The sequence below is a fragment of the Mycolicibacterium mageritense genome, assembly GCF_010727475.1.
Lineage (GTDB): Bacteria > Actinomycetota > Actinomycetes > Mycobacteriales > Mycobacteriaceae > Mycobacterium > Mycobacterium mageritense.
This window is the reverse complement of record NZ_AP022567.1, coordinates 1,994,962-2,014,816: the sequence shown is the minus strand read 5'-3', so window position 1 is coordinate 2,014,816 and position 19,855 is coordinate 1,994,962. Positions and strand designations below refer to the sequence as shown.

The 19,855-nt window shown below is 65.9% G+C and carries 24 protein-coding genes and 1 pseudogene; 6 read left to right on the top strand and 19 right to left on the bottom strand.

Going from position 1 to position 19,855, the window contains the following annotated elements:
* Positions 1–28: 28 nt before the first annotated feature.
* Entirely contained in the window at positions 29–691 is a 663-nt protein-coding gene (locus G6N67_RS09695) for a DsbA family protein (protein ID WP_036432571.1), read from the bottom strand.
* 101 nt (positions 692–792) lie between these two features.
* On the opposite strand from G6N67_RS09695, the gene G6N67_RS09690 reads away from it, so the two are divergent.
* Both G6N67_RS09690 and G6N67_RS09685 read left to right on the top strand, forming a co-directional pair.
* Positions 793–1,164, top strand: coding sequence for an ArsR/SmtB family transcription factor (locus tag G6N67_RS09690; protein WP_047036712.1), 372 nt, complete (start codon positions 793–795; stop codon positions 1,162–1,164).
* Positions 1,161–3,137: a heavy metal translocating P-type ATPase gene (locus tag G6N67_RS09685; RefSeq protein ID WP_036432573.1), complete on the top strand. Its 1,977-nt coding sequence runs from the start codon at positions 1,161–1,163 to the stop codon at positions 3,135–3,137. The genes G6N67_RS09690 and G6N67_RS09685 overlap by 4 nt, the downstream gene beginning before the upstream one ends.
* Positions 3,138–3,735: 598 nt before the next feature.
* Here G6N67_RS09685 and G6N67_RS09680 read toward each other — a convergent pair.
* The 11 genes from G6N67_RS09680 to G6N67_RS09630 form a co-directional block, all read right to left on the bottom strand.
* Complete coding sequence (locus G6N67_RS09680; protein ID WP_036432576.1) at positions 3,736–4,101, bottom strand: SpoIIAA family protein; 366 nt, start codon at positions 4,099–4,101, stop codon at positions 3,736–3,738.
* A 23-nt stretch (positions 4,102–4,124) separates the two neighbouring features.
* A complete protein-coding gene (locus G6N67_RS09675; protein WP_036432578.1) occupies positions 4,125–4,457 on the bottom strand; it encodes a YnfA family protein in 333 nt (110 codons plus the stop codon).
* 10 nt (positions 4,458–4,467) lie between these two features.
* Entirely contained in the window at positions 4,468–4,800 is a 333-nt protein-coding gene (locus tag G6N67_RS09670; protein ID WP_036432580.1) for a hypothetical protein, read from the bottom strand.
* Complete coding sequence (locus tag G6N67_RS09665) at positions 4,787–5,239, bottom strand: MerR family transcriptional regulator (protein ID WP_036432581.1); 453 nt, start codon at positions 5,237–5,239, stop codon at positions 4,787–4,789. Before G6N67_RS09665 ends, G6N67_RS09670 begins: the two co-directional genes overlap by 14 nt.
* Positions 5,236–5,580: a hypothetical protein gene (locus tag G6N67_RS09660; protein WP_036432584.1), complete on the bottom strand. Its 345-nt coding sequence runs from the start codon at positions 5,578–5,580 to the stop codon at positions 5,236–5,238. The genes G6N67_RS09665 and G6N67_RS09660 overlap by 4 nt, the downstream gene beginning before the upstream one ends.
* Before the next feature lie 73 nt (positions 5,581–5,653).
* On the bottom strand, positions 5,654–6,112 hold the full coding sequence (locus tag G6N67_RS09655; RefSeq protein WP_036432587.1) for an arsenate-mycothiol transferase ArsC: 459 nt from the start codon (positions 6,110–6,112) through the stop codon (positions 5,654–5,656).
* Between the two features lie 27 nt (positions 6,113–6,139).
* On the bottom strand, positions 6,140–6,808 hold the full coding sequence (locus tag G6N67_RS09650; protein WP_036432590.1) for an arsenate reductase ArsC: 669 nt from the start codon (positions 6,806–6,808) through the stop codon (positions 6,140–6,142).
* Positions 6,801–7,919, bottom strand: coding sequence for an ACR3 family arsenite efflux transporter (gene arsB, locus G6N67_RS09645; RefSeq protein WP_036432593.1), 1,119 nt, complete (start codon positions 7,917–7,919; stop codon positions 6,801–6,803). Before arsB ends, G6N67_RS09650 begins: the two co-directional genes overlap by 8 nt.
* Positions 7,916–8,296, bottom strand: coding sequence for an ArsR/SmtB family transcription factor (locus G6N67_RS09640; protein WP_036432596.1), 381 nt, complete (start codon positions 8,294–8,296; stop codon positions 7,916–7,918). The genes arsB and G6N67_RS09640 overlap by 4 nt, the downstream gene beginning before the upstream one ends.
* Positions 8,297–8,338: 42 nt before the next feature.
* On the bottom strand, positions 8,339–8,851 hold the full coding sequence (locus G6N67_RS09635; RefSeq protein ID WP_036432600.1) for a DinB family protein: 513 nt from the start codon (positions 8,849–8,851) through the stop codon (positions 8,339–8,341).
* Between the two features lie 63 nt (positions 8,852–8,914).
* Entirely contained in the window at positions 8,915–9,391 is a 477-nt protein-coding gene (locus tag G6N67_RS09630) for an ArsI/CadI family heavy metal resistance metalloenzyme (RefSeq protein ID WP_036432603.1), read from the bottom strand.
* 100 nt (positions 9,392–9,491) lie between these two features.
* On the opposite strand from G6N67_RS09630, the gene G6N67_RS09625 reads away from it, so the two are divergent.
* Positions 9,492–9,851 (top strand): Rv2640c family ArsR-like transcriptional regulator, encoded by a 360-nt coding sequence (locus G6N67_RS09625; protein WP_036432606.1) that lies wholly within the window; start codon positions 9,492–9,494, stop codon positions 9,849–9,851.
* Between the two features lie 80 nt (positions 9,852–9,931).
* On the opposite strand, the gene G6N67_RS09620 is transcribed toward G6N67_RS09625, so the two are convergent.
* The 5 genes from G6N67_RS09620 to G6N67_RS09600 form a co-directional block, all read right to left on the bottom strand.
* Positions 9,932–10,345: a DUF6262 family protein gene (locus G6N67_RS09620; protein ID WP_036432609.1), complete on the bottom strand. Its 414-nt coding sequence runs from the start codon at positions 10,343–10,345 to the stop codon at positions 9,932–9,934.
* Positions 10,342–12,582 carry a tyrosine-type recombinase/integrase gene (locus G6N67_RS09615; protein WP_072279042.1) on the bottom strand — a complete coding sequence of 747 codons (2,241 nt, stop codon included), beginning with the start codon at positions 12,580–12,582 and terminating at the stop codon, positions 10,342–10,344. Before G6N67_RS09615 ends, G6N67_RS09620 begins: the two co-directional genes overlap by 4 nt.
* On the bottom strand, positions 12,569–13,774 hold the full coding sequence (locus G6N67_RS09610) for a tyrosine-type recombinase/integrase (RefSeq protein ID WP_036435507.1): 1,206 nt from the start codon (positions 13,772–13,774) through the stop codon (positions 12,569–12,571). Before G6N67_RS09610 ends, G6N67_RS09615 begins: the two co-directional genes overlap by 14 nt.
* Before the next feature lie 22 nt (positions 13,775–13,796).
* Positions 13,797–15,002 carry an ImmA/IrrE family metallo-endopeptidase gene (locus G6N67_RS09605; protein WP_051578699.1) on the bottom strand — a complete coding sequence of 402 codons (1,206 nt, stop codon included), beginning with the start codon at positions 15,000–15,002 and terminating at the stop codon, positions 13,797–13,799.
* Positions 15,003–15,117: 115 nt separating this feature from the next.
* The gene (locus G6N67_RS09600; protein WP_049234150.1) at positions 15,118–15,831 is read right to left on the bottom strand and encodes a hypothetical protein; all 714 of its coding nucleotides are present in this window, start codon (positions 15,829–15,831) and stop codon (positions 15,118–15,120) included.
* Between the two features lie 169 nt (positions 15,832–16,000).
* Here G6N67_RS09600 and G6N67_RS09595 point away from each other — a divergent pair.
* Positions 16,001–16,762, top strand: a pseudogene (locus G6N67_RS09595) (Orn/Lys/Arg family decarboxylase); the annotation flags it as partial.
* A gap of 4 nt (positions 16,763–16,766) precedes the next feature.
* On the opposite strand, the gene G6N67_RS09590 reads toward G6N67_RS09595, so the two are convergent.
* Positions 16,767–17,489, bottom strand: a complete 723-nt coding sequence (locus tag G6N67_RS09590) for an SDR family NAD(P)-dependent oxidoreductase (protein WP_036432616.1) — start codon at positions 17,487–17,489, stop codon at positions 16,767–16,769.
* A gap of 79 nt (positions 17,490–17,568) precedes the next feature.
* On the opposite strand from G6N67_RS09590, the gene G6N67_RS09585 reads away from it, so the two are divergent.
* A complete protein-coding gene (locus G6N67_RS09585; protein ID WP_036435511.1) occupies positions 17,569–18,105 on the top strand; it encodes a MarR family winged helix-turn-helix transcriptional regulator in 537 nt (178 codons plus the stop codon).
* Here the strand turns inward: G6N67_RS09585 and G6N67_RS09580 are convergent.
* Entirely contained in the window at positions 18,102–18,737 is a 636-nt protein-coding gene (locus tag G6N67_RS09580) for a UdgX family uracil-DNA binding protein (protein ID WP_036432619.1), read from the bottom strand. The genes G6N67_RS09585 and G6N67_RS09580 overlap by 4 nt on opposite strands.
* Positions 18,738–18,813: 76 nt before the next feature.
* Here G6N67_RS09580 and G6N67_RS09575 point away from each other — a divergent pair, with 76 nt between their 5' ends.
* The gene (locus G6N67_RS09575) at positions 18,814–19,836 is read left to right on the top strand and encodes an alpha/beta hydrolase (protein WP_051578700.1); all 1,023 of its coding nucleotides are present in this window, start codon (positions 18,814–18,816) and stop codon (positions 19,834–19,836) included.
* Positions 19,837–19,855 lie beyond the last annotated feature (19 nt).

Genomic DNA, 19,855 nt, shown 5'->3' with positions numbered 1-19,855 from the left:
TAAAGCCGATGGACGTGGGACGGCGCGGTTAGTTCTCGGCGAGCGCTTGATCAAGGGCCTTGGCGAGGTCTTCATAGCTGTGCGGTTGGATGCGGGTGCCGTTGAGGAAAAACGTCGGCGTGCCCTGCACCCCCAAGGCCCGGCCGTCGGCCATGTCGAGCCGGATGCGCTCCAGCGTGGCGGGATCGGCGTAGGCCGCGTCGAAAGCGGCCATATCCAGGCCGAGTTCTGCTGCGAATCCACGGAATACGTCATCGGCCGGGGTTTGCTTTTCACCCCACTGAGCCTGGGTGTCATACATTTTGCGATACACCGCCTCCAGCTGGCCCTGCTGGGCGGCGGCTTCCACGGCCCGGGCGGCCCGCTCGGCGTTGACGTGCGCTGGCAGCGGGAAGTGGCGGATCACGAAATTCACCCGGTCCCCGTATTCAGCCCGCAACTTTTCGATCTCCGGGTAAACCGCGCGGCAACCCTCACATTCGAAGTCGAGAAACTCCACGAACGTCACCTTGCTCTCAGGCACCGAGTTGAGCCGGTGACTGTTCTCCCGCACCACCTGCCCGATCTCGCTGGTATCGGACTGCGCTGGGGCGGTCGAGTCACGGTCGCGCACCGACAGGTAGACCAGCGCACCGATCGCCATCGCGGCGATGACGAACGCGGTGAGCAACATGCGGCTGGCGCGCGCCATTCAGATACCTCTTTCGTGGGATCGGCGGCTATATCGCATGGCATCGATGTTGGCGAGGTTGACCGATCAATAGCATTGGACGCTATCATCGTTATGTGGCGATGAAAAGTGGTTCGGTCGATCCCGCGGTGTGCGGGAATGTGGATGCGGCGACGGCGTTGTTTCACAGCCTCTCGGATGCGACCCGGTTGGCGATCCTGCGCCGCCTGGCGGGTGGTGAGGCCCGGGTGGTGGATCTGACGGGCGAGTTGGGGTTGGCGCAGTCGACGGTGTCGGCGCATCTGGCCTGCCTGCGTGACTGCGGGTTGGTGGATTTCCGGCCGCAGGGCCGCGCCTCGGTGTATCGGCTGGCCCGCCCGGAGCTGCTGGAGATGTTGCGCGCGGCCGAGGCGGTGCTGGAGGCCACCGGCAACGCGGTGGCGTTGTGCCCCAACTACGGCCTCCCCGATCAGCGGAAGAAGGTTGCTCGATGAGTGAGGCGTGTGGCTGCGGCAGCGACGAACGTAGCGACGACGAGCACGAACCCGAACGGCTCTGGGAGATCACCGAACTGCGCGCCGCCGCGGTGGCGGGTGTGGTGCTGCTGGCCGGGTATGTGGTCGGCGGGGCCGGCGGGCCCCGCCCGGTCGAAATCGGGTTGTATGCGCTGGCGTTGGCGATCGGGGCCTACACGTTCGTGCCCTCGACGCTGCGCCGGCTGACCCAAGGCAAGATCGGGGTCGGCACGCTGATGACGATCGCCGCGGTCGGCGCAGTGATCCTCGGCGAGGTCGGCGAGGCCGCCATGCTGGCGTTCCTGTTCTCCATCAGCGAAGGTCTCGAAGAATACTCGCTGGCCCGCACCCGCCGCGGCCTGCGCGCCCTGTTGTCGCTGGTGCCCGATGAGGCCACCGTCCTGCGCGACGGCGCCGAAACCATCATCCCGCCAAGCGAATTGCGGGTGGGTGACCGGATGCTGGTCAAACCCGGTGAACGCGTCGCCACCGACGGGGTCATCGTCTCAGGCCGTACCGCGCTGGATGTTTCGGCGATCACCGGCGAATCCGTGCCGGTGGAGGCCGGGCCCGGTGATGAGGTGTTCGCCGGGTCGATCAACGGCACCGGGGTGCTCGAGGTCGAGGTCACCAGCAGCGCCGCCGACAACTCGCTGGCCCGCATTGTGGCCATCGTGGAGGCCGAGCAGTCCCGCAAGGGCGAAGCCCAGCGCCTGGCCGACCGCATCGCCAAACCCCTGGTCCCGACGATCATGATCGCCGGCGTCCTCATCGCGGCCATCGGCAGCGTGTTGGGTGATCCGCTGGTGTGGATCGAACGCGCCCTGGTGGTGCTGGTGGCGGCCTCCCCATGCGCGCTGGCGATCTCGGTGCCGGTCACCGTGGTCGCCGCGATCGGCGCGGCCAGCAAGCTCGGCGTCCTGGTCAAGGGCGGCGCGGCGCTGGAAGCCCTGGGCGCGGTCCGCACCGTGGCGCTGGATAAGACCGGCACATTGACTGCCAACAAGCCCACCGTCATCGACGTCGCCACCACCAACGGCGCCACCCGCGAGCATGTGCTGGAGGTCGCGGCGGCGTTGGAGGCCCGCAGCGAACACCCCCTGGCTGCAGCGATCCTCGCCGCCGCCGAGGGCCCGGTCCGACCCGCCGAGGAGGTGGAGGCGGTCACCGGCGCCGGCCTCACCGGGTATCGCGACGGCCGCCGGTTGCGGCTCGGTCGGCCCGGCTGGCTCGATCCCGGCCCGCTGGCCGAACAGGTCGCCAAGATGCAGGCCGCCGGGGCGACCGCGGTGCTGGTCGAAGACAACGGTCAGGTCATTGGGGCGGTCGCGGTGCGTGACGAACTACGGCCCGAAGCCGCCCGGGTCGTCGAGGCGTTACGCCGTGGGGGTTATCAGGTGGCGATGCTGACCGGTGACAACCAAGCGACCGCGACCGCCCTGGCCAAGCAGGTGGGGATCGATACGGTGCATGCTGATCTGCGGCCCGAAGACAAGGCCGCGCTGATTAGTCAACTGCGCCAACATTCCTCGACGGCCATGGTCGGTGACGGCGTCAACGACGCCCCCGCCCTGGCCACCGCAGACCTCGGCATCGCCATGGGCGCAATGGGCACCGACGTGGCGATCGAAACCGCCGACGTCGCCCTCATGGGTGAAGACCTGCGCCACCTCACCCAAGCCTTCGCCCACGCCCGCCGTGCCCGGCGCATCATGCTGCAAAACGTCGGCCTCTCACTGGGCCTGATCACGGTACTCATTCCGCTCGCCCTCACCGGGATGCTGGGGTTGGCCGCGGTCGTCGCCGTGCACGAACTCGCCGAAATCGTCGTCATCGCCAACGGGGTCCGCGCCGGACGCACCAAACCCCTCCGGGGCGCCATCATCGAAACCGGAACCGACTCCCACCGGCTGGCACACACCCGCACCCAGGAAACCACGACAGCCAGTTGAACTCGGGGCGCAACAGGATCACGTCACAGCCAAGAGGGGTCGGCCGAGCAACGGGGTGAAACCCCGGATCGATCAGGTCAACGGTGTCGCACTCCGCAGCGCCGCCAGCACGCGATCCCTGGTCGGAAGGTCCAATCGGCATGCATCAGCTGCCAACTCAGTGCCCGGCTTCATGATATCCACACCATCAACGAGCACCGTCGGCGATGGATATGCACCGACCCTTTCCACCACCACATCGTCAGCGATACCCACCTCAGACAGACACTCGGCGAGCAAGCGCCGAGCCGCCGCCGCATTCGGACACCCCGGGCTCGTGAGAAGCTCCACACGCATACATCCAGCTTCGCTCAACCCGCGCGAGTTCTGCACGCCTCCAGGCGGGGCCAACTGACACCGCCCAGGCGGAGCCAATTTAGGTTGACATAGGCACGGTGCACGAAATCGTCGTCATCGCCAACGGTGTGCGCGCCGGACGCACCACACCACTGGCCGCTGGTGCCACGACCGAAGCGCCGACGGCGGCTGCAACGCACACATAGGCCCACCACCAGTGGTGGCGCTGCTGGCTGACGCTGGCCTGACCGCTCAGCGGGCGCTATGCGCGAAGCCAGTCCCATGCGGGTTCGAGTTGATCGCGTGGAAACGTCTTCAGTTGACCGCGGATGAGCAGTGCCGCGGGTATTTTGACGCACCATTCTTCCCATTTCGGGGCGCCCAGCATGGCGATCTTGTCGAAGTGACGTCGATGTTTGAGGTCGAAGATCGTGTTGGCCCAGGCCGCGGGAAGGGTCCAGCCTTCAAAGGATTCGTCGATCAGGATCAGCACCCGCAACGTGGTGTACTGCTCCAGAAGGGAGTCGATTCGTGGGCCGAGCACGTCGCGGTAGGTTTGCCGGTTCAGCTTGCCGCTGAACCGGATTCCGACGACATTGCCGGTGCTGCAGGACAGGAACTCGATCACAGCATGCCCCTCCTGGGGAAGTGTCAGTGCGCGCGTGGGCCGTACATGATCACGGCGACGCCGGCCAGGCAGACCAGGGCGCCGATGATGTCCCAGCGGTCGGGTCGAAACCCGTCCAGCGCCATGCCCCAGGCCAGTGAGCCGGCGACGAACACGCCGCCGTAGGCGGCCAGGATCCGGCCGAAATGCGCATCCGGCTGCAGGGTGGCGACAAACCCGTAGATTCCGAGTGCGATGACGCCGAGCCCGGCCCATAGCCAGCCGCGTTGCTCGCGCACACCTTGCCAGATCAGCCACGCGCCTCCGATTTCGGCGACCGCGGCCAACACGAACAACAGGATTGAACGGATCACCATGGTGATGACCCTAGGAGACCTGGCCGGGCACTGGGGCCGCTGCCGGCTGTGATCGTCGGCACCGGCAACTGGTGTTCGTGTTCGGACGAGTGCACTGGCAGGTGTCGGCTCCGCGTCGGCGGTAGGCGCGGATCTGTGACACGACCACCCCGACGACTCCGACGGCGATGAGCGCGAATCCGAGTGGCTCTAGCCACCGGGAACCGACGAGCAGCATGCCACCGCCGGCGATGCCGGCCGCGGCCAGCAGTGGCACGACCACACAGCAGCCCACACATGCCAGCGCCCCGACGCCGATCGATGCCCACCACGCCTTGCGGGCGCGGTCGTCAGCAGCAGCCACCGGTGCCGCCTTTCGTCTCGTTGTCGGGTTCTGCGGTGAATGGTAGTGGGCAGCAGGGGCTTTCGGCGCAGGCGAGGAGGTCGTCACAGCCCGCGGCGAGCGCAGCACGCAGCGTGTCGCGCACGGCGGTAAGTTCGGCGAGCTTCTGGTCGACCTCGGCCAGTTTGGTGGCCGCCCGGGTGTGTAGTCCGGCCTCGGAGCGGCTACCGAGTCGGGTGGCGGCCAACAGGTCGGCGACTTCGTCGAGGGTGAAGCCCAACCGTTGCGCGGCCTTGATCACCCGCATCATGGTCACGGTTTCCGGTGGGTATAGGCGGTGTCCACCCAGTGATCGCTGCGGCTGGCGCAGCAGGCCGCGTCGCTCGTAGTAGCGCAGCGTCTCGGTGTTGACCCCGGCTGCGGCCGCGACCTGCCCGCTGCGCAATCCGCTGTCGCTCACCGCGTCTGCCCCGTCGTCATGTCACCGATCCGCTGTGCGAGGGCGTCGAGCACGTCGGTGTGCGACGGGGGAACGCCGATGCTTATCACCACATCCGAACCGGCCGTGTCGAAGTCGAAGCGGAAAAACGAGCAGCAGCCGACTTCGCGTGCCGCCAGGTCGCGGGCAGCGGCCTCGGCGTCGGCGGCCAGCACAAGATCCAACCGTGTGGCACTCACCCGTACCGACCGCAGCACCGATTGACCGAATAGCCCGTCGAACTCGGCCACCCGCAACGGCCGATCAACCGTGGGTAACGAGCACGAATCGGGCACCCAACCCGTAGTTTCCTCGCTGGCCATACGTCGACGATAAACCCGTACCTAGGTACGGAATGCAACCCTCAATCGGTGGCGAACGGCAGCGGGGTGGCCCTCAACCGTCTCGGCGGTCGGATTGTGTTGACTGGCCGGCGGGTGGTGCGGCCGCGGTGGACAAGTTGGCGGCCAGGGCCTGGACGCGCGTGGTGATGTCGTCGCGGATGATTCGCATGCGGTCGATGCCGTCGATGCCGCGCAGGGAGGGTTCGTCGGTGTCCCACCGTTGGATGGTGGTGCCGGGATGGTCCTCGAGTTGGGCTTGGGTGCCGACGATGACGACCAGATCGGCCTCGTCGAGCATCTGCTCGGTGAGTTGGGTGGGCTGATGGTCGCTGATGTCGACGCCGACTTCGGCCAATGCCTGCACCGATTGTTGGTTGACTGCACCCTTGGCGTGGGTGCCCGCCGAGGTCACGCGGATGTGCGGGCCGGCGATCTGCCGCATGAGCCCGGCGGCCATTACCGACTTGCCGGCGTTACTGACGCAGACGAACAACACGGATCTGTCGGCCATATCGGTGTTTTCCTTGGGTTTTCGCGATTAGCGGGTGATGGGCACGTTCAGATCGGTCAGGAGTCGGTGGATGCGTTCTTCGATGTCGTCGCGGATCGGGCGGACCGCGTCGAGGCCTTGGCCGGCGGGGTCGGGGAGTTCCCAGTTTTCGTAGCGTTTTCCGGGGAAGATGGGGCAGGCGTCGCCGCAGCCCATGGTGATGACGACGTCGGCGGCTTGCACGATTTCGTCGGTCCAGGGTTTGGGGTATTCGCCGGTGATGTCGATCCCGACTTCGTGCATGGCCTCGATGGCGGCGGGGTTGATCTCGTTGCCGGGTTCTGACCCTCCGGACCAGGCGATCGCGTTGTCGCCGGCCAGGTGGGTGAAGAAGCCGAGGGCCATCTGGGAGCGGCCGGCGTTGTGGGTGCATAGGAACAGGACGGTCGGTTTGCCGTCGCTGATCTTGCCTTCCACCCGGGCCAGGGCGTGGAGGCGCTGGCGGGCGAACCGTTCGGCCAGCAGCGGCAGGAAGTTGGGAATGGTGGCGCGGCCGGCGAACTGGTCGTAGGACGAGCAGAGGAACCGTTCGATGGTTTCGGTGCCGAAGGTGCCGTCGAACTCGCCGTGCAGACGGCTCGCCGCGGTTTTCAGGGCGAGTTGTTGGTCGATGGAGAGGTCGTGGCGCAGTTGGTGGGTGACGGGGCTGTCAGTCATCGGCTGGTTCCGTTCTCGTCGTCGAGCCGGTGGGCAGGTGTTGGGAGGTGTGGTGGCTGAACCGATTACGTAGCGCCAGCGAGACGTAGACCAATCCGACCAGGACCGGGACTTCGATGAGCGGGCCGACGACCCCGGCCAGCGCTTGGCCGGAGGTGGCGCCGTAGGTGGCGATCGCCACGGCGATGGCCAGTTCGAAGTTGTTGCCGGCGGCGGTGAACGCCAGGGTGGTGGTGCGCTCATAACCCAGATCCAACAGCGTGCCGAGCAGGTAGCCCCCGCCCCACATGACGGCGAAGTACGCCAACAGAGGTAGGGCGATGCGGGCGACGTCCCAGGGTTGGTGGGTGATCTGATCGCCTTGCAGGGCAAAGAGAATCACGATGGTGAACAGCAGACCGTAGAGGGCCCATGGGCCGATCGTCGGTAGGAACTTGGCCTCATACCAGTCGCGGCCCTTGGTTTTCTCGCCGATGCGGCGGGACAGGTAGCCGGCCAATAGCGGGATGCCGAGGAAGATGAGTACGGATTTGGCGATCTGCCACGGTGAGGTGTCGATGGTGGTTTGTTCCAGGCCGAGCCAGCCGGGCAACACCGACAAGTAGAACCAGCCCAGCACGGCGAACATGATGACTTGGAAGATCGAGTTGAGCGCGACGAGGACGGCGGCGGCTTCGCGGTCTCCGCAGGCCAGGTCGTTCCAGATGATGACCATGGCGATGCAGCGGGCCAGTCCGACGATGATCAGGCCGGTGCGGTATTCGGGCAGGTCGGGCAGTAGCAGCCAGGCGAGTGCGAACATCAGCGCGGGTCCGAGCACCCAGTTCAGGACCAGTGAGGAGAGCAGGAGTTTGCGGTCGCCGGTGACGGTGTCGAGGCGGTCGTAGCGGACTTTCGCCAGCACCGGATACATCATGATCAACAGGCCCAGGGCGATCGGCAGCGAAATCCCGTCGATCTGAACCTTTTCCAGAGCGGTGTTCAGGCCGGGGATCCAGCGGCCCAGCAGCAGCCCTGCGACCATGGCCGCGCCGATCCATAAGGGCAGGAACCGGTCGAGGGTGGAGAGCTTGCCGACGACCGCTGGAGGGGATGTGGTGGTGTCGGTCATGCCGATACTCCCGCCACGGTGTGGGCGGTGGTCGCGCCGAGGAGCACGGCCAGGCTGGCCAGCGCTTCGGGCACCACGGCGTAATACACCCACGACGCCCGGCGCTGCGAGGTCAGCAATCCAGCGTCCCGCAGCACTTTGAGGTGATGGCTGATGGTCGGCTGGGAGACTTCCAGCCCGGGTGAGATGTCACAGACGCAGGCCTCGCTGCCGGCGTGGCTGGCGATCGCCGAGAACAGCTGCAGCCGCACCGGATCGGCCAGCGCCTTGAGCTTGACCGCCATATCCGCCGCCACCGCCGCCGATATGGGTTCGTGCAGCAGGGCGCCCGGAGGGCAACACACTTGATCGGCCAACATCTCCCGGGACTTCGACATACATCGATATTGACAGCTATCGAATCAGATGGCAAATGAACGTCAGGTGAAGATGAGCTGGGCCGCGTGGAAGTCGAAATGGCGCCCTGGGTAGCGGTAGACGTCTTCGAGCGTCATGTAATCGGAGAAGAACGGATCCCATCCCGGCGGGAAGTGCATGCCGCGGCGCAGGGAGTCGTCGGTTTCTCGGGCGAGTCGTTGTTGCAGCGCGGCGATGACCCGGTCGAGTTTGGCGCCCATCCTGACCCGGTTGTAAACCAGGGCGGCGGCACACGATCCGTAGTAGTTGACGTGATGAAACGGCGTGGTCGCGGCGTTGAGCACCCGGGCGTAGGTGACGCTGACGCGGTCAGGCAGTCGGCCCATCACCCGCACCAGGGGCAGCAGTCGCTGCACGACCATGTAGCCGAACACCATGTGGAACAGCAATTGCTCGTTGGTCCAACGGGTTCCGCGCGTCGGGGCGCCCCAGTCGTCGGGACCGGCGGCCGCCAGTAGCTGGTGAAACGTGACACGCGCGCGCTCCAGATCGGCAGCGATGGCGTCGCGGTCCATGCCCCGATCATGCGCCTACCGCGGCCCGTGTGGCCACGGCCGCGGCAGGTCGCGAACGGTCGGCTAGCAGCAGGATGCTGCGGCTTGATCTGACTCCTTGGATGCGCCGCCGCAGCACACATCACCGTCACCCTCACTGGATTCGTCGAGGTGCTGTGGGCTGGCGCCGAATGTGTCGGAGTCGGCCAGCACGGTGTAGACCTCCCATTTCTCCCCGGCCGGGCCGGTCACCCAGACCTTGTCCTGGGTGGCGAAGCAACAGGTGGTGCCGATCTCCTCGTCGGTGAACAGCCCCTCGCCGGTCAGCCGGGCGATCTCGGCATGGACGGCTTCCCTGGACTCCACCTCGACGCCGAGGTGGTTGATGGTGCCGCCCTTACCGGGGTTTTCCAGCAGCACCAGCTTCAGCGGCGGCTCGGTGACGGCGAAGTTGGCATAGCCCGGCTTCACCTTCGCCGGAGTGGTGTTGAACAGCTTGGAGTAGAACGTGATCGCCTCATCGAGATCATCAACATTGAGGGCGAGTTGAACACGGGACATAATCCGCCTCCTCTAGGGCTGAGGCATATATCGAATTGACGCGTCGACCTCAGGATGCCACCTTTTTGATATATGTCAAGATTGGTGGCAGGATGGGGTCATGCCCAAAGCGCTGCCCGTGATCGACATGTCCGCGCCGGTATGCTGCGCCCCGGTAGCCGCGGGCCCGATCAGCGACGACGACGCCCTGGCGGTGGCGATGCGCCTGAAGGCGCTCGCCGACCCGATGCGGGTCAAAATCATGTCTCTACTGTTCAGTTCGCGCCCCGGCGAGGAGACCAGCGGGGAACTGGCCGGGGCGCTCGACTTGAGCGAATCCACCGTCAGCCACCACCTGGGCCAACTCCGCAAAGCCGGGCTGGTGATCTCCGACCGTCGCGGCATGAACGTCTTTCACCGCGTCAAACCCGAAGCGCTCCAAGCACTCTGCGTGGTGCTCGACCCCGACTGCTGCACTTAGCCGACAGGTGAGCTGGACACCGTCGCCGCGCGCGCGGGTCAGCTGGGATGCTCCGGAATGACCGCCCCACGGTGAGATGATCAGGTGATCTGTTCGTGAAGGGTGTCGAGTTGGCCGTAGAGCAGCTCGATCGTTGATTGTTGTTCTGCCACGGTGGCTTTGAGTGCGGCGATCTCTTTGTCTTTGGCGGCGAGCCGGTGGCGCAGCGCAGCGTCGATGCTGGTTTCGCGGCCGGCCGGTGCTGGCTGGCGGGCGGCGGGGCGGTCGCGGTACTGCTTGATGAGGGCCACCAGGTCGTCGTGTTTGTAGATGGTCTTGCGGGACACCTTGGCGCGGCGGGACACGGTGGAGAAGTTGATGTCGGCGTTGGTCTTGCGCAGGTAGGCGATCGCTTTTTCGACGGCACGCCGCTTCTCATCGCTGCGGCCGTCGCGGTATTCGGCCAGCGCATTCAGTGCTTTCTGGGTGGGTGGCGGCGGCTTGGGGCGACTCATCGCGGCGTGTCCGGGTCAGCCTTGCGCAACACTGATTCGTGGCTTCCGCGGGCAGCAGTCTGCATCGTGGGTGCCCGGTTGGCGGTACCCGCACCGGCGACGCTGTTTGCGCCGTCATCGGTCACGTCGTCGCGGTGGAGCCGGTCGAGGATGGCGTCCAGGGAGGCGATTTCGCGTCGACGCTCATGGATCCACACGTTGTCGTCGGTGAGCTCGCGCCCGGTGCGGGCACGGTACTGTTCGCGGCGGACGTCGATCAGTTTCAGGGTCCTGGCGCGTTGGTCGACCAGTTCGTCGAGGTGGGTGGCGTCGGTGGCGAAATGCCCGCATGACAAGCAGGCGTTGCCTTTGTCGCAGGTGGCTACCGGTGGCAGCAGGCATACCCCGTTGGGCAGCACCCGGTCGGTGCGGGCCGAGAGCTGGGTCATGTCGTAGATGTCGGACGGGCTGATGGTGATATCGGTGCCATGGGCGCCGATCTTTTTGTGCCGCAGGAACTCCGCTTCGGCGGTCGCTTGCAGGGTGGCGGCATAGCGCAGGGTCATCGCCGGGGAGGCGTGTCCGAGATAGCGCTGCACCACATGGATCGGGACGCCGTCGTTGAGCAGCTCGGTGGCCCGGGTGTGGCGCAGCCGGTGGGTCTGGGAGAACCGCAGCGGGTGGCCGGCGGTGTCGGTGAGACCGTGGATGTTGTCGAGCCGATTGAGGATCCGGCTGTAGGAGTCATAGCTGCGTGGTCGTTGGCCCTGGTGCTGGTAGCGCACCCCGAGGAACAGGTACTTCGTCTCCAAATCCGGGTAACGCCGCCGGATCCAGTCTTGCTGTTCGCTGATCACGTTGACCACGGCCTGCTCGACCAGAATGGTGGGCACCACCCCGTCGACTTTGGTCTGCTGGTAACGCAGTTTGGCCACGAACCCATCGGGAACGTCGGTGGCTCCCGCGGGGCGGTCATGCCCCGGGATCGGCTGCAGCGGGTCGAAATCGAGCATCAGAATCTCCGAGGCCCGGCGCCCGGTCAACGCTTGCAGCAGCCAGATCCGGGCCGCTTGCGGATCGCCGAGACCAGCCACGACCGAGATGGTGGAATCGGGATGGGTGATGACCACCGGTTTGCCCGCATCGGCGGCCAGCACGTCGAGATAGCACAGCATCCGCTGCAGCTCGGCGGTCGAAAACCAGGTCAGCTCCCGGCCGCCGGTAGGGCGTCGGCTGCGAAACGCCGCACCCCACAACCGGGTATGGGTGTCGGTCAACCGGCTCCAGCGAGGATCTCCGGTCGCTGCCGCGGCTTCCTCGGCATGGTCCACCATGAACGTGTAGAACATCTGAATCTTGGACTGGACGACCGCGATCGTCGCCGCCGACAGCGGACGCTCCGGTTTGGCCCGCGCGGCAGGTGATTTGAGGTATTCGGTGAACTCGGTGAACACCAGCCGCAGCGCCGCCCGGTCGGTGCTGATCACCGGATCATCGATCCCGCGTTCGACCAAGAATGGACCCAGATGGCGGGTGATGCCGCGGGTGCGGCCGATCACCGACGACCAGCGCAGCAGTTCAGCCGTCAAACAGGTGCGCAGCCAGAACCGCACCCCTTCACGCAGCCAGACCGGTTCGATCCCTCCGAGGCGGGCAACCTGGTCATGGCAGGGTTCGTGCTCACGCTGCGGGATGCGGGGATCAGCGTCCAGATCCCAGATGTCATGAGCCCACCATGGCCGGTCGGTGCAGCGGACCGACACGTACAGGTGCAGGTGCTCGATGAAACTGGCCACGTTGCGCCGAAACCCGGCCGAGGGCAGCCGACCGGTGCGGCGCTCGAACTCGCGTACCCCGTGACGCACGATGGCCTCGGCGCTCAGATCAGCGACACTGACCGGGTAACGCCGGTGCCGTTGGTGGTAGTCGGCGGCGGCGATGCTCAGTGCACCGCTGGTCCATTTCAGCAGCGACGGTTCGATCTTGCGACGTTCTTCGTGTCCACACAGCCACACCCACCACGCGAGCTCCTCGCACAACCGTTGCGGCACACCCTGCGGGGTGAAGTCGTGGCCGTCCGGGGTGGGCCGGTAGCGCGGGTTGCGCTGAAAGACCGTGTTGGCCGGGCCGGTATCCAGGTGATAGACCAGCCTGCGCCACTGCGGCGGCACTTGTTGCCACTGCTGTGTCCACCGATCCCCGGCGGCACCGCGCGTCGGTGGGGTATGCGCTGGTGCAGGACTGTCATTGCCCGTCACGGTTCACCTTCCACCCAGCGACATAGTTCTTCCATTCGGCCAGCGTGCGCATCTCGGCGTCGGCGGTCACCCACCCGTAGGTCGACAACGTGGTCTGCACGTCGGCGTGACCGAGACGACGCATCACCACATGCACATCCACCCCAGCCAGCAACAACGCGGTGGCGTGGGTGTGGCGCAGCCAGTGCGGCGTCCACTGCTCAGGCAGCACGCCGGTTCGGCGCGCGGTGATCAGATCCACCTTGTCGTAGATGGTTTCCGGTCGCAGCGGGGCATAGCGCACGCCTCGCACCAGGTTGACAAACACGAAACACGACGCCAGATCGCCGACCGTGACATCCGCGCCGGCGGCCACCAACTGCCACACGTACTCGGTGTAGAGGGCGACCAGATCGTCGCCGATGTAAATCCGGCGCGGGCCCGATTTCGCGCGCACCCCGTGCGGATGATCATCACGGCCCGCCACCATCACCGATGGGGTACCGCCACCGGCAATATCAAAATCACTGTGGCGCAACGACAACGCCTCACCGAGCCGCATCCCGGTTTCGGCCAACACCGCGAAGAACAACCGGTCACGCAGCCCCGCCCCGCCGCCCGACCATTCACCCGAGACCGTCTGGACACTGCACGCATCCAAGATGGCGTTGACCTGCACCGGCAGCAGCACCGGTGTTTCGGCGCGCTGCAGGCCGCGGAGCCGGTGAATCGGCCCGTCCTGCTCGCGTTTCGGGCCGACCCCGGCCAGAAACGGTGCATAGCGGCCCCGCCGGGACGTACGAGCATGACTGGCGTACAACCGCCGGTAGGGGCGCACCAGGTCATGGGCATTGGCGAAATACCGGTACATCGACAACACCGCCGCACTGCGCGGCAGCAGCGAGGATTCGGCCAATCTCTGCTCCGGTTCACCGATACGGGCCACCCCAGGCAGATCCCCGGTGCGCAGATAAGCCAGGAACTGGCCAAACAGACTGGTGGGGAAGTCATCCCACGCGGTACCGGTACCCTCCAGCACCGTCCACCACGCCGCCAGCCCATAGGCATAGGCGCGCAGCGTGTTCGGTGAGCCCCCTTGGTTGCGCAGAAACGTCAGGTACTCGCGCGCCGGGGCCACGGGCAGCTTGTCGACGCCGACCACCGTGTAGGTGGGTGGCCGGTCCTCAAAGCGCACCCGCTGCACCTGTGCCACCGTCAGCCGCACCCCACCACATTCACGATGGCCTGCCCTTACGGAAATCGTCCAACCGGATCACCTGGGAGCCGCCATCGGCCGGTGGGGCCGCGGTGCGGCCATGGCCGACACTGGCCGCGACCGGATTATGCTCGGCCGCCGGCGCCGGCCGCTGCGTGGCCAAAAACCAATCCAGCACATCAGCGGGATAGATCATCGAATCCCGGGCGCTCAGCATCCGCACCGACGCGCCGCCGTAGCAGCGCTCCACCCACTTACGCAGCAGCCGGGGCCGCTCCGGGACGCGGTCAGCCCACCCCGGTTCCGTCATACCCCACGTGTGCCCGGTATCCGGGTTGATCCGTGAATGCAGCTGGGTGGTCAACATTTTCGCCCGATCCGGCGCGATCAGCCCCGAATCCCGCAGATGCATGATCAACGACCCCAACGACAGACCCCACTTGGCTTTGAGCGGACGCAGATTCAACAGCGACATCACCCGCGGCAACTCACCGGCGATGACCCCTGCCGGGGCCAACAACTCGGTCGCGAACCGGTTTGCCTCCAACTCGTCGGCGGCACTGACCGAGCAATAGGCGTGACTGTGCAACACCAAATGACCGAGCTCATGGGCGACCGTGAACCGGGTCCGCTCCCACGAGTCGCTATCCCTCAACACCAGCAGCGGCCGGTCCCGTAACCGGCCCACCCAACTCGAATACCCCAAATGCCGCTCATCACGAGAACGCCCACCGGTAGCGGCGAATTCGCTTTCCCATTCACCGGCGACCCGGCGCCGGACAATCACCGGAGCACCCAGCCGCTCGGCCTCATACATCAAATCGTCAAGCGGCTCATCGGGTTCCAGTCCCATCGCCTCACGCAGACGTGCTGCGGCCACCGTGATCGAACTGTGTGCCAGCTCATCGGGACTGACCGTCGGAACCTTCACCGGAGGCAGCTTCGACCGGCCATCGAGCTCACCGAGAAAATCGCCTGCCAACGACGCGAACGTCGCCAGAAACTCCTGCTCACCCAACGTCATTGACTTCGGCGCCCGAAACAGCAACTCGTTCGCGGTGATCCGTGTCCGCGGCTCCGAGCTGAAAAACGCTGCAGGAAACCGGAACAACCCCGCCAGCAACGCAACATCGCCGTCGTCGAGCCGCACCGTCAGCGACTTCTCAATCTGGGACTGCCGTGACGTACTCCAGCCTGTGGCTTCCACCACCGACCGTGCCGTCATCCGCCTCAACAACCGGGCCTGCCGGACCCGTGCACCAAAAACCTCAATCATCGTGCGCTCAATTCAACGTCACCGGGTTGGGAAACCCACATGCACCCAACACTGTGCACGATGGCTACGACGATTTCGGCGGACCGTCCTCCTCGTCCTGATCGCTCGCAGCGTCCTCGTCGACCTCGGCGAAGTCGTCGTCGCGGCGCCGTGTCCCGAAAGTCCCCGGTCCCGCGCCCTCCCGACGGCTCCCGCCGAGACCAACATTGAATGAGCGGTCCTCCATGATCGGCGGCGGCAACGGTGTCCGACCGTAAAGAACCTCCACATTGTCGAGGAGTAGTCCCGCCGCGAGGACCGCGCCGCCGAAAAACCCGCGACCGTCCGGCCACCACAACAGGTATTCCCGATACTTCTGCGGCTCGGGAATACCCTCTTCGCCACCGATCGGGTGACCCAGCACCTCCTCGATGCTGTACTGCTCCCCACCCGGCACAAACGGCACAGTCTCGATCAGCTGACCAGTCCGCCGATTGCGCGGATGCTTGCGCACATAAATCCGCGAGCCCTTCCCGTCGAGCAGAAGAACTCCCATCCCGTTGCCCGCCTTGACTTTTAGAGTCGAATCGGGAGTCTCCCGCCGTAACCGCGATAGCAGAAACGTTTCCAACACCGAGCACGACACCGTGATCGGTCGCACATTGCTGCCCTGATCGACAAAACGATCTGGGACTTCCGGATGCCGCGCAGCCAGATCCCCATGCGCCTCGCCCAAAACCTGAGCATGCTGCCGGACGAGTTCCTCCACCAACTGCTGAGGATCGTCGTGTAGTTCCATGGGGTAAACATTTACCCCGGTATCCCACACTCAACCTCGCGCCACGCCGCTGCCGGTCGGCAAAATTTTGGCTGCTCATACCTAATAGGTTACATGTATGCGTGGATAAAACTGCACTTCAACACACCTTTAAGGCGTGTTTTGAGAATTTAACGCCTGATAACGACTGGGTTCGGTCTTCCACCTCCAAGGCGACCTGGTGGACCAGGACCGGCTCTCCGCATGCGCCGATCTGTTGATGACGACCAGTCCGAACGTGTTGGTATACACCGCGATTGACGGTTGGCGCCGGCAGATGGTGCAGCACGGCCACGAATTGATGGGTGCCGCACTCGAATTGGCCGACCGCACCAGGCGCGACATCGAGCAGCAGATCGACGGTATCGAGGTGCTCGACGACGAACTTCTCGGCGTGCAGGCCTCACACGACCTGGACCGGTTGCAGATCATGATGGACGTTTCGGCGACCGGCACGTCGGGTTATCAGGCTGGGGATTGGTTGCGCGAGTACTGCCAGGTCGACATGGGGATGACCGATCATCGCAGGATTCTGGCGACCATGTCGTTCGCCGACGGCGCGGATACCGCGGGTCGCCTGCTCCATGCGCTGTCGCTGTGGCGCAAGGCGGCAGCCGATTTCGAGCGGCCGCCCCGGGTCGAGCTTCCGACGCCTGCCGAACTGGAACTGGAGACGGTGGCCTCGCCACGCGACGCATTCTTCGGTCCCGTCGAGAAGGTGCCCGCCGAGCAGGCCGCGGGCCGGATCTCGGCCGAGCAACTCACGCCGTACCCGCCGGGGATCCCCGCGGTGGTGCCCGGTGAACTGATCAACGAGGCCGTGCTGGATTACCTGCGCACGGGAGTCGAGGCCGGGATGAATGTGCCGGACGCGGCTGATCCACAACTCCGTACAGTGCGGGTCACGGCGTAGCGGCTCACCGCGTCGTCCTGGCGCCGCCGTTGACCGCGATGACCTGGCCGGTGATGTGCCGCGCGCCCGCCGACGCCAGGAATGCCACAGTCTCCGCGATATCGCCAGGTGTACCGGCACGTCCGGTCGCGGTGGCCGCGATCAGGTCCGCCCGTCGCGCACCGGACAGTCGGTCTCGAAAGAACTCGGTGTCGGCGATGTACCCGGGTGAGACCACGTTGGCGGTGACACCACGCGATCCGAGTTGTCGTGACAGGTCCACGTTCCACGAGGCGACCGCGGCCTTCGCCGCGCCGTAGGAACCCGAACCCTGGTCGGCGGCAATCGAACCGATCGTGACGACCGCGCCGCCGTCGGTGAACTTGGCGTGCAGTGCGGTGGTCATCACGACTGCCGACAGCACGTTGGCGGTGAAGTTCGACAGCCACGCGTCGGCTACCGCACGCAGGGACTGCTGGGCATCTGCGTCGAAGTCGCGGTTGCCGCCGGCGTTGTTGACCAGCACGTCGACGTGGTCGAGAGATGCGGCGAAGGTTTCGACGGCTTCCAGGTCGGTGGCGTCGAAACACGCGGGGGTGACGTCCCCCGGCAGGTCGCCCGCCGTTCGCTCGAGCGCATCGCGGCGGCGGCCGGTGATGACGACCGCATCCCCGGCCGCTGCGAAGCGTCGTGCGATTGCCGTACCGATTCCGGTCCCACCGCCGGTGACAACGACGAGGCGTCCCATTGTCCCTCCTTGATCGAATCGCGAGGTATGTTATTTAGGCCTAAACATAGCAGACTGTTTAGATCTAAACGAGGTGGCGATGTCGCTTGATCCGCAAGACCCCGTCGATGCGATCGCACTGGCGTGGGCCGAGGAGCGTCCAGGGACCGAAGTCGGGTCGATCGGCATCGTCACGCGCGTCTGGCATGCCGCGAAACTCCTCGGCGAGGACCGGCGACGGACGTTGGCCGCGGCCGGCGCCGACACGGCAGTTCTCGATCTGCTGTCGGTGTTGCGCCGCAGCGGCGCACCGTACCGGCTGACCACGCGGGAACTCGCTGACGCGACCATGGTCACGGCGGGGGCGATCTCTCAGCGCGTCGCCCGTGCCGAACGTGACGGGCTGGTCGTCCGCACCGCGCGTGACGACGGCTCTCGCCGGGTCGACGTGGAACTCACGCCCGCGGGCCACGCGCTCGTCGAAGAACTCGTCGATCGGGTGCTGGGACGCGAAGCCGAACTCGTCGGCCACCTCGATGCCGTTGAGCAGCAACAGCTTGCGCAGCTGCTGCGCCGCTTGCTCGACGGGCTCGACCACAAACTCGGCAAGCGCAAGATCGGCCAGGTCGGCGACTAGCCGAGCTGTTCCCCGGCCACGCGCAAGTCGTCGACCAGCGCGGCGAAAGCGTTGTCGCGATCCTCTTTCGGGCCGCGCAGCAGTGACGACGGATGCACGGTTGCGAAGGTCGCGGGATCGTGCGGCGCCAGTTCGGCGGGCAGGTGCAGCATCTCGCCGCGATGCTGCGTCACGCGGAAGTCGTCGCCCAACAGGGATTTCGCCGCGGTCGCACCGAGCAGCACCACGACTTCCGGTTCGACGGCGTCCAACTCGGCGAGCAGCCACGGGCGGCACGCGACCACCTCGGTACGGCTCGGTGTCTTGTGGATACGGCGCTTGCTGCCTGCCGCACGGCTGAACTTGAAGTGCTTGACCGCGTTGGTCAGGTAAACGCGCTCGCGCTCGATGTGGGCTTCGAGCAGGGCCTTGTCGAGCACCCGGCCCGCGGGCCCGACGAACGGTGCGCCCGCGCGATCCTCCTGGTCGCCGGGTTGCTCACCTACCAACATCATTCGGGCGCTCGACCGGCCCGCGCCGAACACGGTTTGACTGGCGTCGCGGTAGAGCGCGCAACCTTCGCACGTGCGGGCTGCGGTCGCGAGCTCGGCCAGTTCGTGTGTGGGTGGCACAAACTCCTCTGCTCCGGGCATGACAAGGGGATACCCACTTTGCGGTTTGGCCGCGCATGGTCCGGGTACCCGTCGGACAGCAACAGGAGATGATGACATGACCAGCGCTGCGCGCTCAGCAGATTACGGGTTTCGGCCATCGGCCAGCAACCGCATCCTGCATCGCCGCCGCAGCCTCGAAGCGGTTGCTCTGGGAACCGGCTGCCGGGTCGCTGTGAAGAATGCAGTCCGGGTATGGGCGCTACAGCCCAATTTGGCGTGGCCGCTGGGCTCGATCGACCGCGTCGTCGGATATCTTCCGCGTCGTACCCCTGCGTCGGTGCAAACGGTCGAGTTGCCCACCTGCCCGGCCGAATTGGTGCGTGCAACAGGCGCTTCGGCCCGCAACGCGATCCTCTATCTGCACGGCGGCGCGTTCATGACGTGCGGGCTCAACACTCACCGCTCGCTTGTCGCCCGGCTTTCGCGGGCGGCGGACGCGGTGGTGCTCAACGTGGGATATCGCCTGTTGCCGGCCTCCGGTCTGTCCGATGCCCTCGACGACGCGCTCGCGGGTCTGCACTGGTTGCGGGCGAGCGGCTATGGCCCGGATCGGGTTGTCATCGCCGGTGATTCGGCCGGCGGCTACCTGGCCTTCGCGGCGGCCCTGAAGTTGATCGCCCGAGGCCTGACTCCGGCTGCCGGACTCGCGGCGATCTCGCCGCTGATCGACCTGGACCCGGCCCGTAAGCTGGCGCACCGCAACGCGCGGCGGTGCTCGATGTTCACCGGGGCGGCGCTCTCGTCGTTCGCGCGATATCTGCGGCAGACCGATCGCCGCGGCGAACGTCCCGTGGTCGACCCCGCGGTGGCCGATTTGTCGAACATGCCGCCGGTGGCGATCCACGTCAGTGCCGACGAGTCGCTGCTGGCTGATTCGGAGTTGATGGCAGCCCGGCTCGGCGCCGCGCAAACACGGTGCGACCTGCATGTGTGGCAAGGGCAGATCCATGATTTCCCATTGGCGGCCGACGTCCTCCCGGAAGGCCGCAGCGCGATCCGGAATCTGGGTGACTTCGTCAAGGAGGTGACCAGCGGTCGCCGTCGTTTATCGCCCGTCAGTGCGGGGTATCCGGCCTGATGCTCTGACCTGACGAGGA

Bases quoted from the DNA above. Each gene is read 5' to 3' on its own strand.
- G6N67_RS09695 (WP_036432571.1), bottom strand. From the start codon at position 691: ATGGCGCGCGCCAGCCGCATGTTGCTCACCGCGTTCGTCATCGCCGCG.
- G6N67_RS09690 (WP_047036712.1), top strand. From the start codon at position 793: ATGAAAAGTGGTTCGGTCGATCCCGCGGTGTGCGGGAATGTGGATGCG.
- G6N67_RS09685 (WP_036432573.1), top strand. From the start codon at position 1,161: ATGAGTGAGGCGTGTGGCTGCGGCAGCGACGAACGTAGCGACGACGAG.
- G6N67_RS09675 (WP_036432578.1), bottom strand. From the start codon at position 4,457: ATGGTGATCCGTTCAATCCTGTTGTTCGTGTTGGCCGCGGTCGCCGAA.
- G6N67_RS09660 (WP_036432584.1), bottom strand. From the start codon at position 5,580: ATGGCCAGCGAGGAAACTACGGGTTGGGTGCCCGATTCGTGCTCGTTA.
- G6N67_RS09655 (WP_036432587.1), bottom strand. From the start codon at position 6,112: ATGGCCGACAGATCCGTGTTGTTCGTCTGCGTCAGTAACGCCGGCAAG.
- G6N67_RS09650 (WP_036432590.1), bottom strand. From the start codon at position 6,808: ATGACTGACAGCCCCGTCACCCACCAACTGCGCCACGACCTCTCCATC.
- arsB (WP_036432593.1), bottom strand. From the start codon at position 7,919: ATGACCGACACCACCACATCCCCTCCAGCGGTCGTCGGCAAGCTCTCC.
- G6N67_RS09640 (WP_036432596.1), bottom strand. From the start codon at position 8,296: ATGTCGAAGTCCCGGGAGATGTTGGCCGATCAAGTGTGTTGCCCTCCG.
- G6N67_RS09635 (WP_036432600.1), bottom strand. From the start codon at position 8,851: ATGGACCGCGACGCCATCGCTGCCGATCTGGAGCGCGCGCGTGTCACG.
- G6N67_RS09630 (WP_036432603.1), bottom strand. From the start codon at position 9,391: ATGTCCCGTGTTCAACTCGCCCTCAATGTTGATGATCTCGATGAGGCG.
- G6N67_RS09625 (WP_036432606.1), top strand. From the start codon at position 9,492: ATGCCCAAAGCGCTGCCCGTGATCGACATGTCCGCGCCGGTATGCTGC.
- G6N67_RS09620 (WP_036432609.1), bottom strand. From the start codon at position 10,345: ATGAGTCGCCCCAAGCCGCCGCCACCCACCCAGAAAGCACTGAATGCG.
- G6N67_RS09605 (WP_051578699.1), bottom strand. From the start codon at position 15,002: ATGACGGCACGGTCGGTGGTGGAAGCCACAGGCTGGAGTACGTCACGG.
- G6N67_RS09600 (WP_049234150.1), bottom strand. From the start codon at position 15,831: ATGGAACTACACGACGATCCTCAGCAGTTGGTGGAGGAACTCGTCCGG.
- G6N67_RS09590 (WP_036432616.1), bottom strand. From the start codon at position 17,489: ATGGGACGCCTCGTCGTTGTCACCGGCGGTGGGACCGGAATCGGTACG.
- G6N67_RS09585 (WP_036435511.1), top strand. From the start codon at position 17,569: ATGTCGCTTGATCCGCAAGACCCCGTCGATGCGATCGCACTGGCGTGG.
- G6N67_RS09580 (WP_036432619.1), bottom strand. From the start codon at position 18,737: ATGCCCGGAGCAGAGGAGTTTGTGCCACCCACACACGAACTGGCCGAG.
- G6N67_RS09575 (WP_051578700.1), top strand. From the start codon at position 18,814: ATGACCAGCGCTGCGCGCTCAGCAGATTACGGGTTTCGGCCATCGGCC.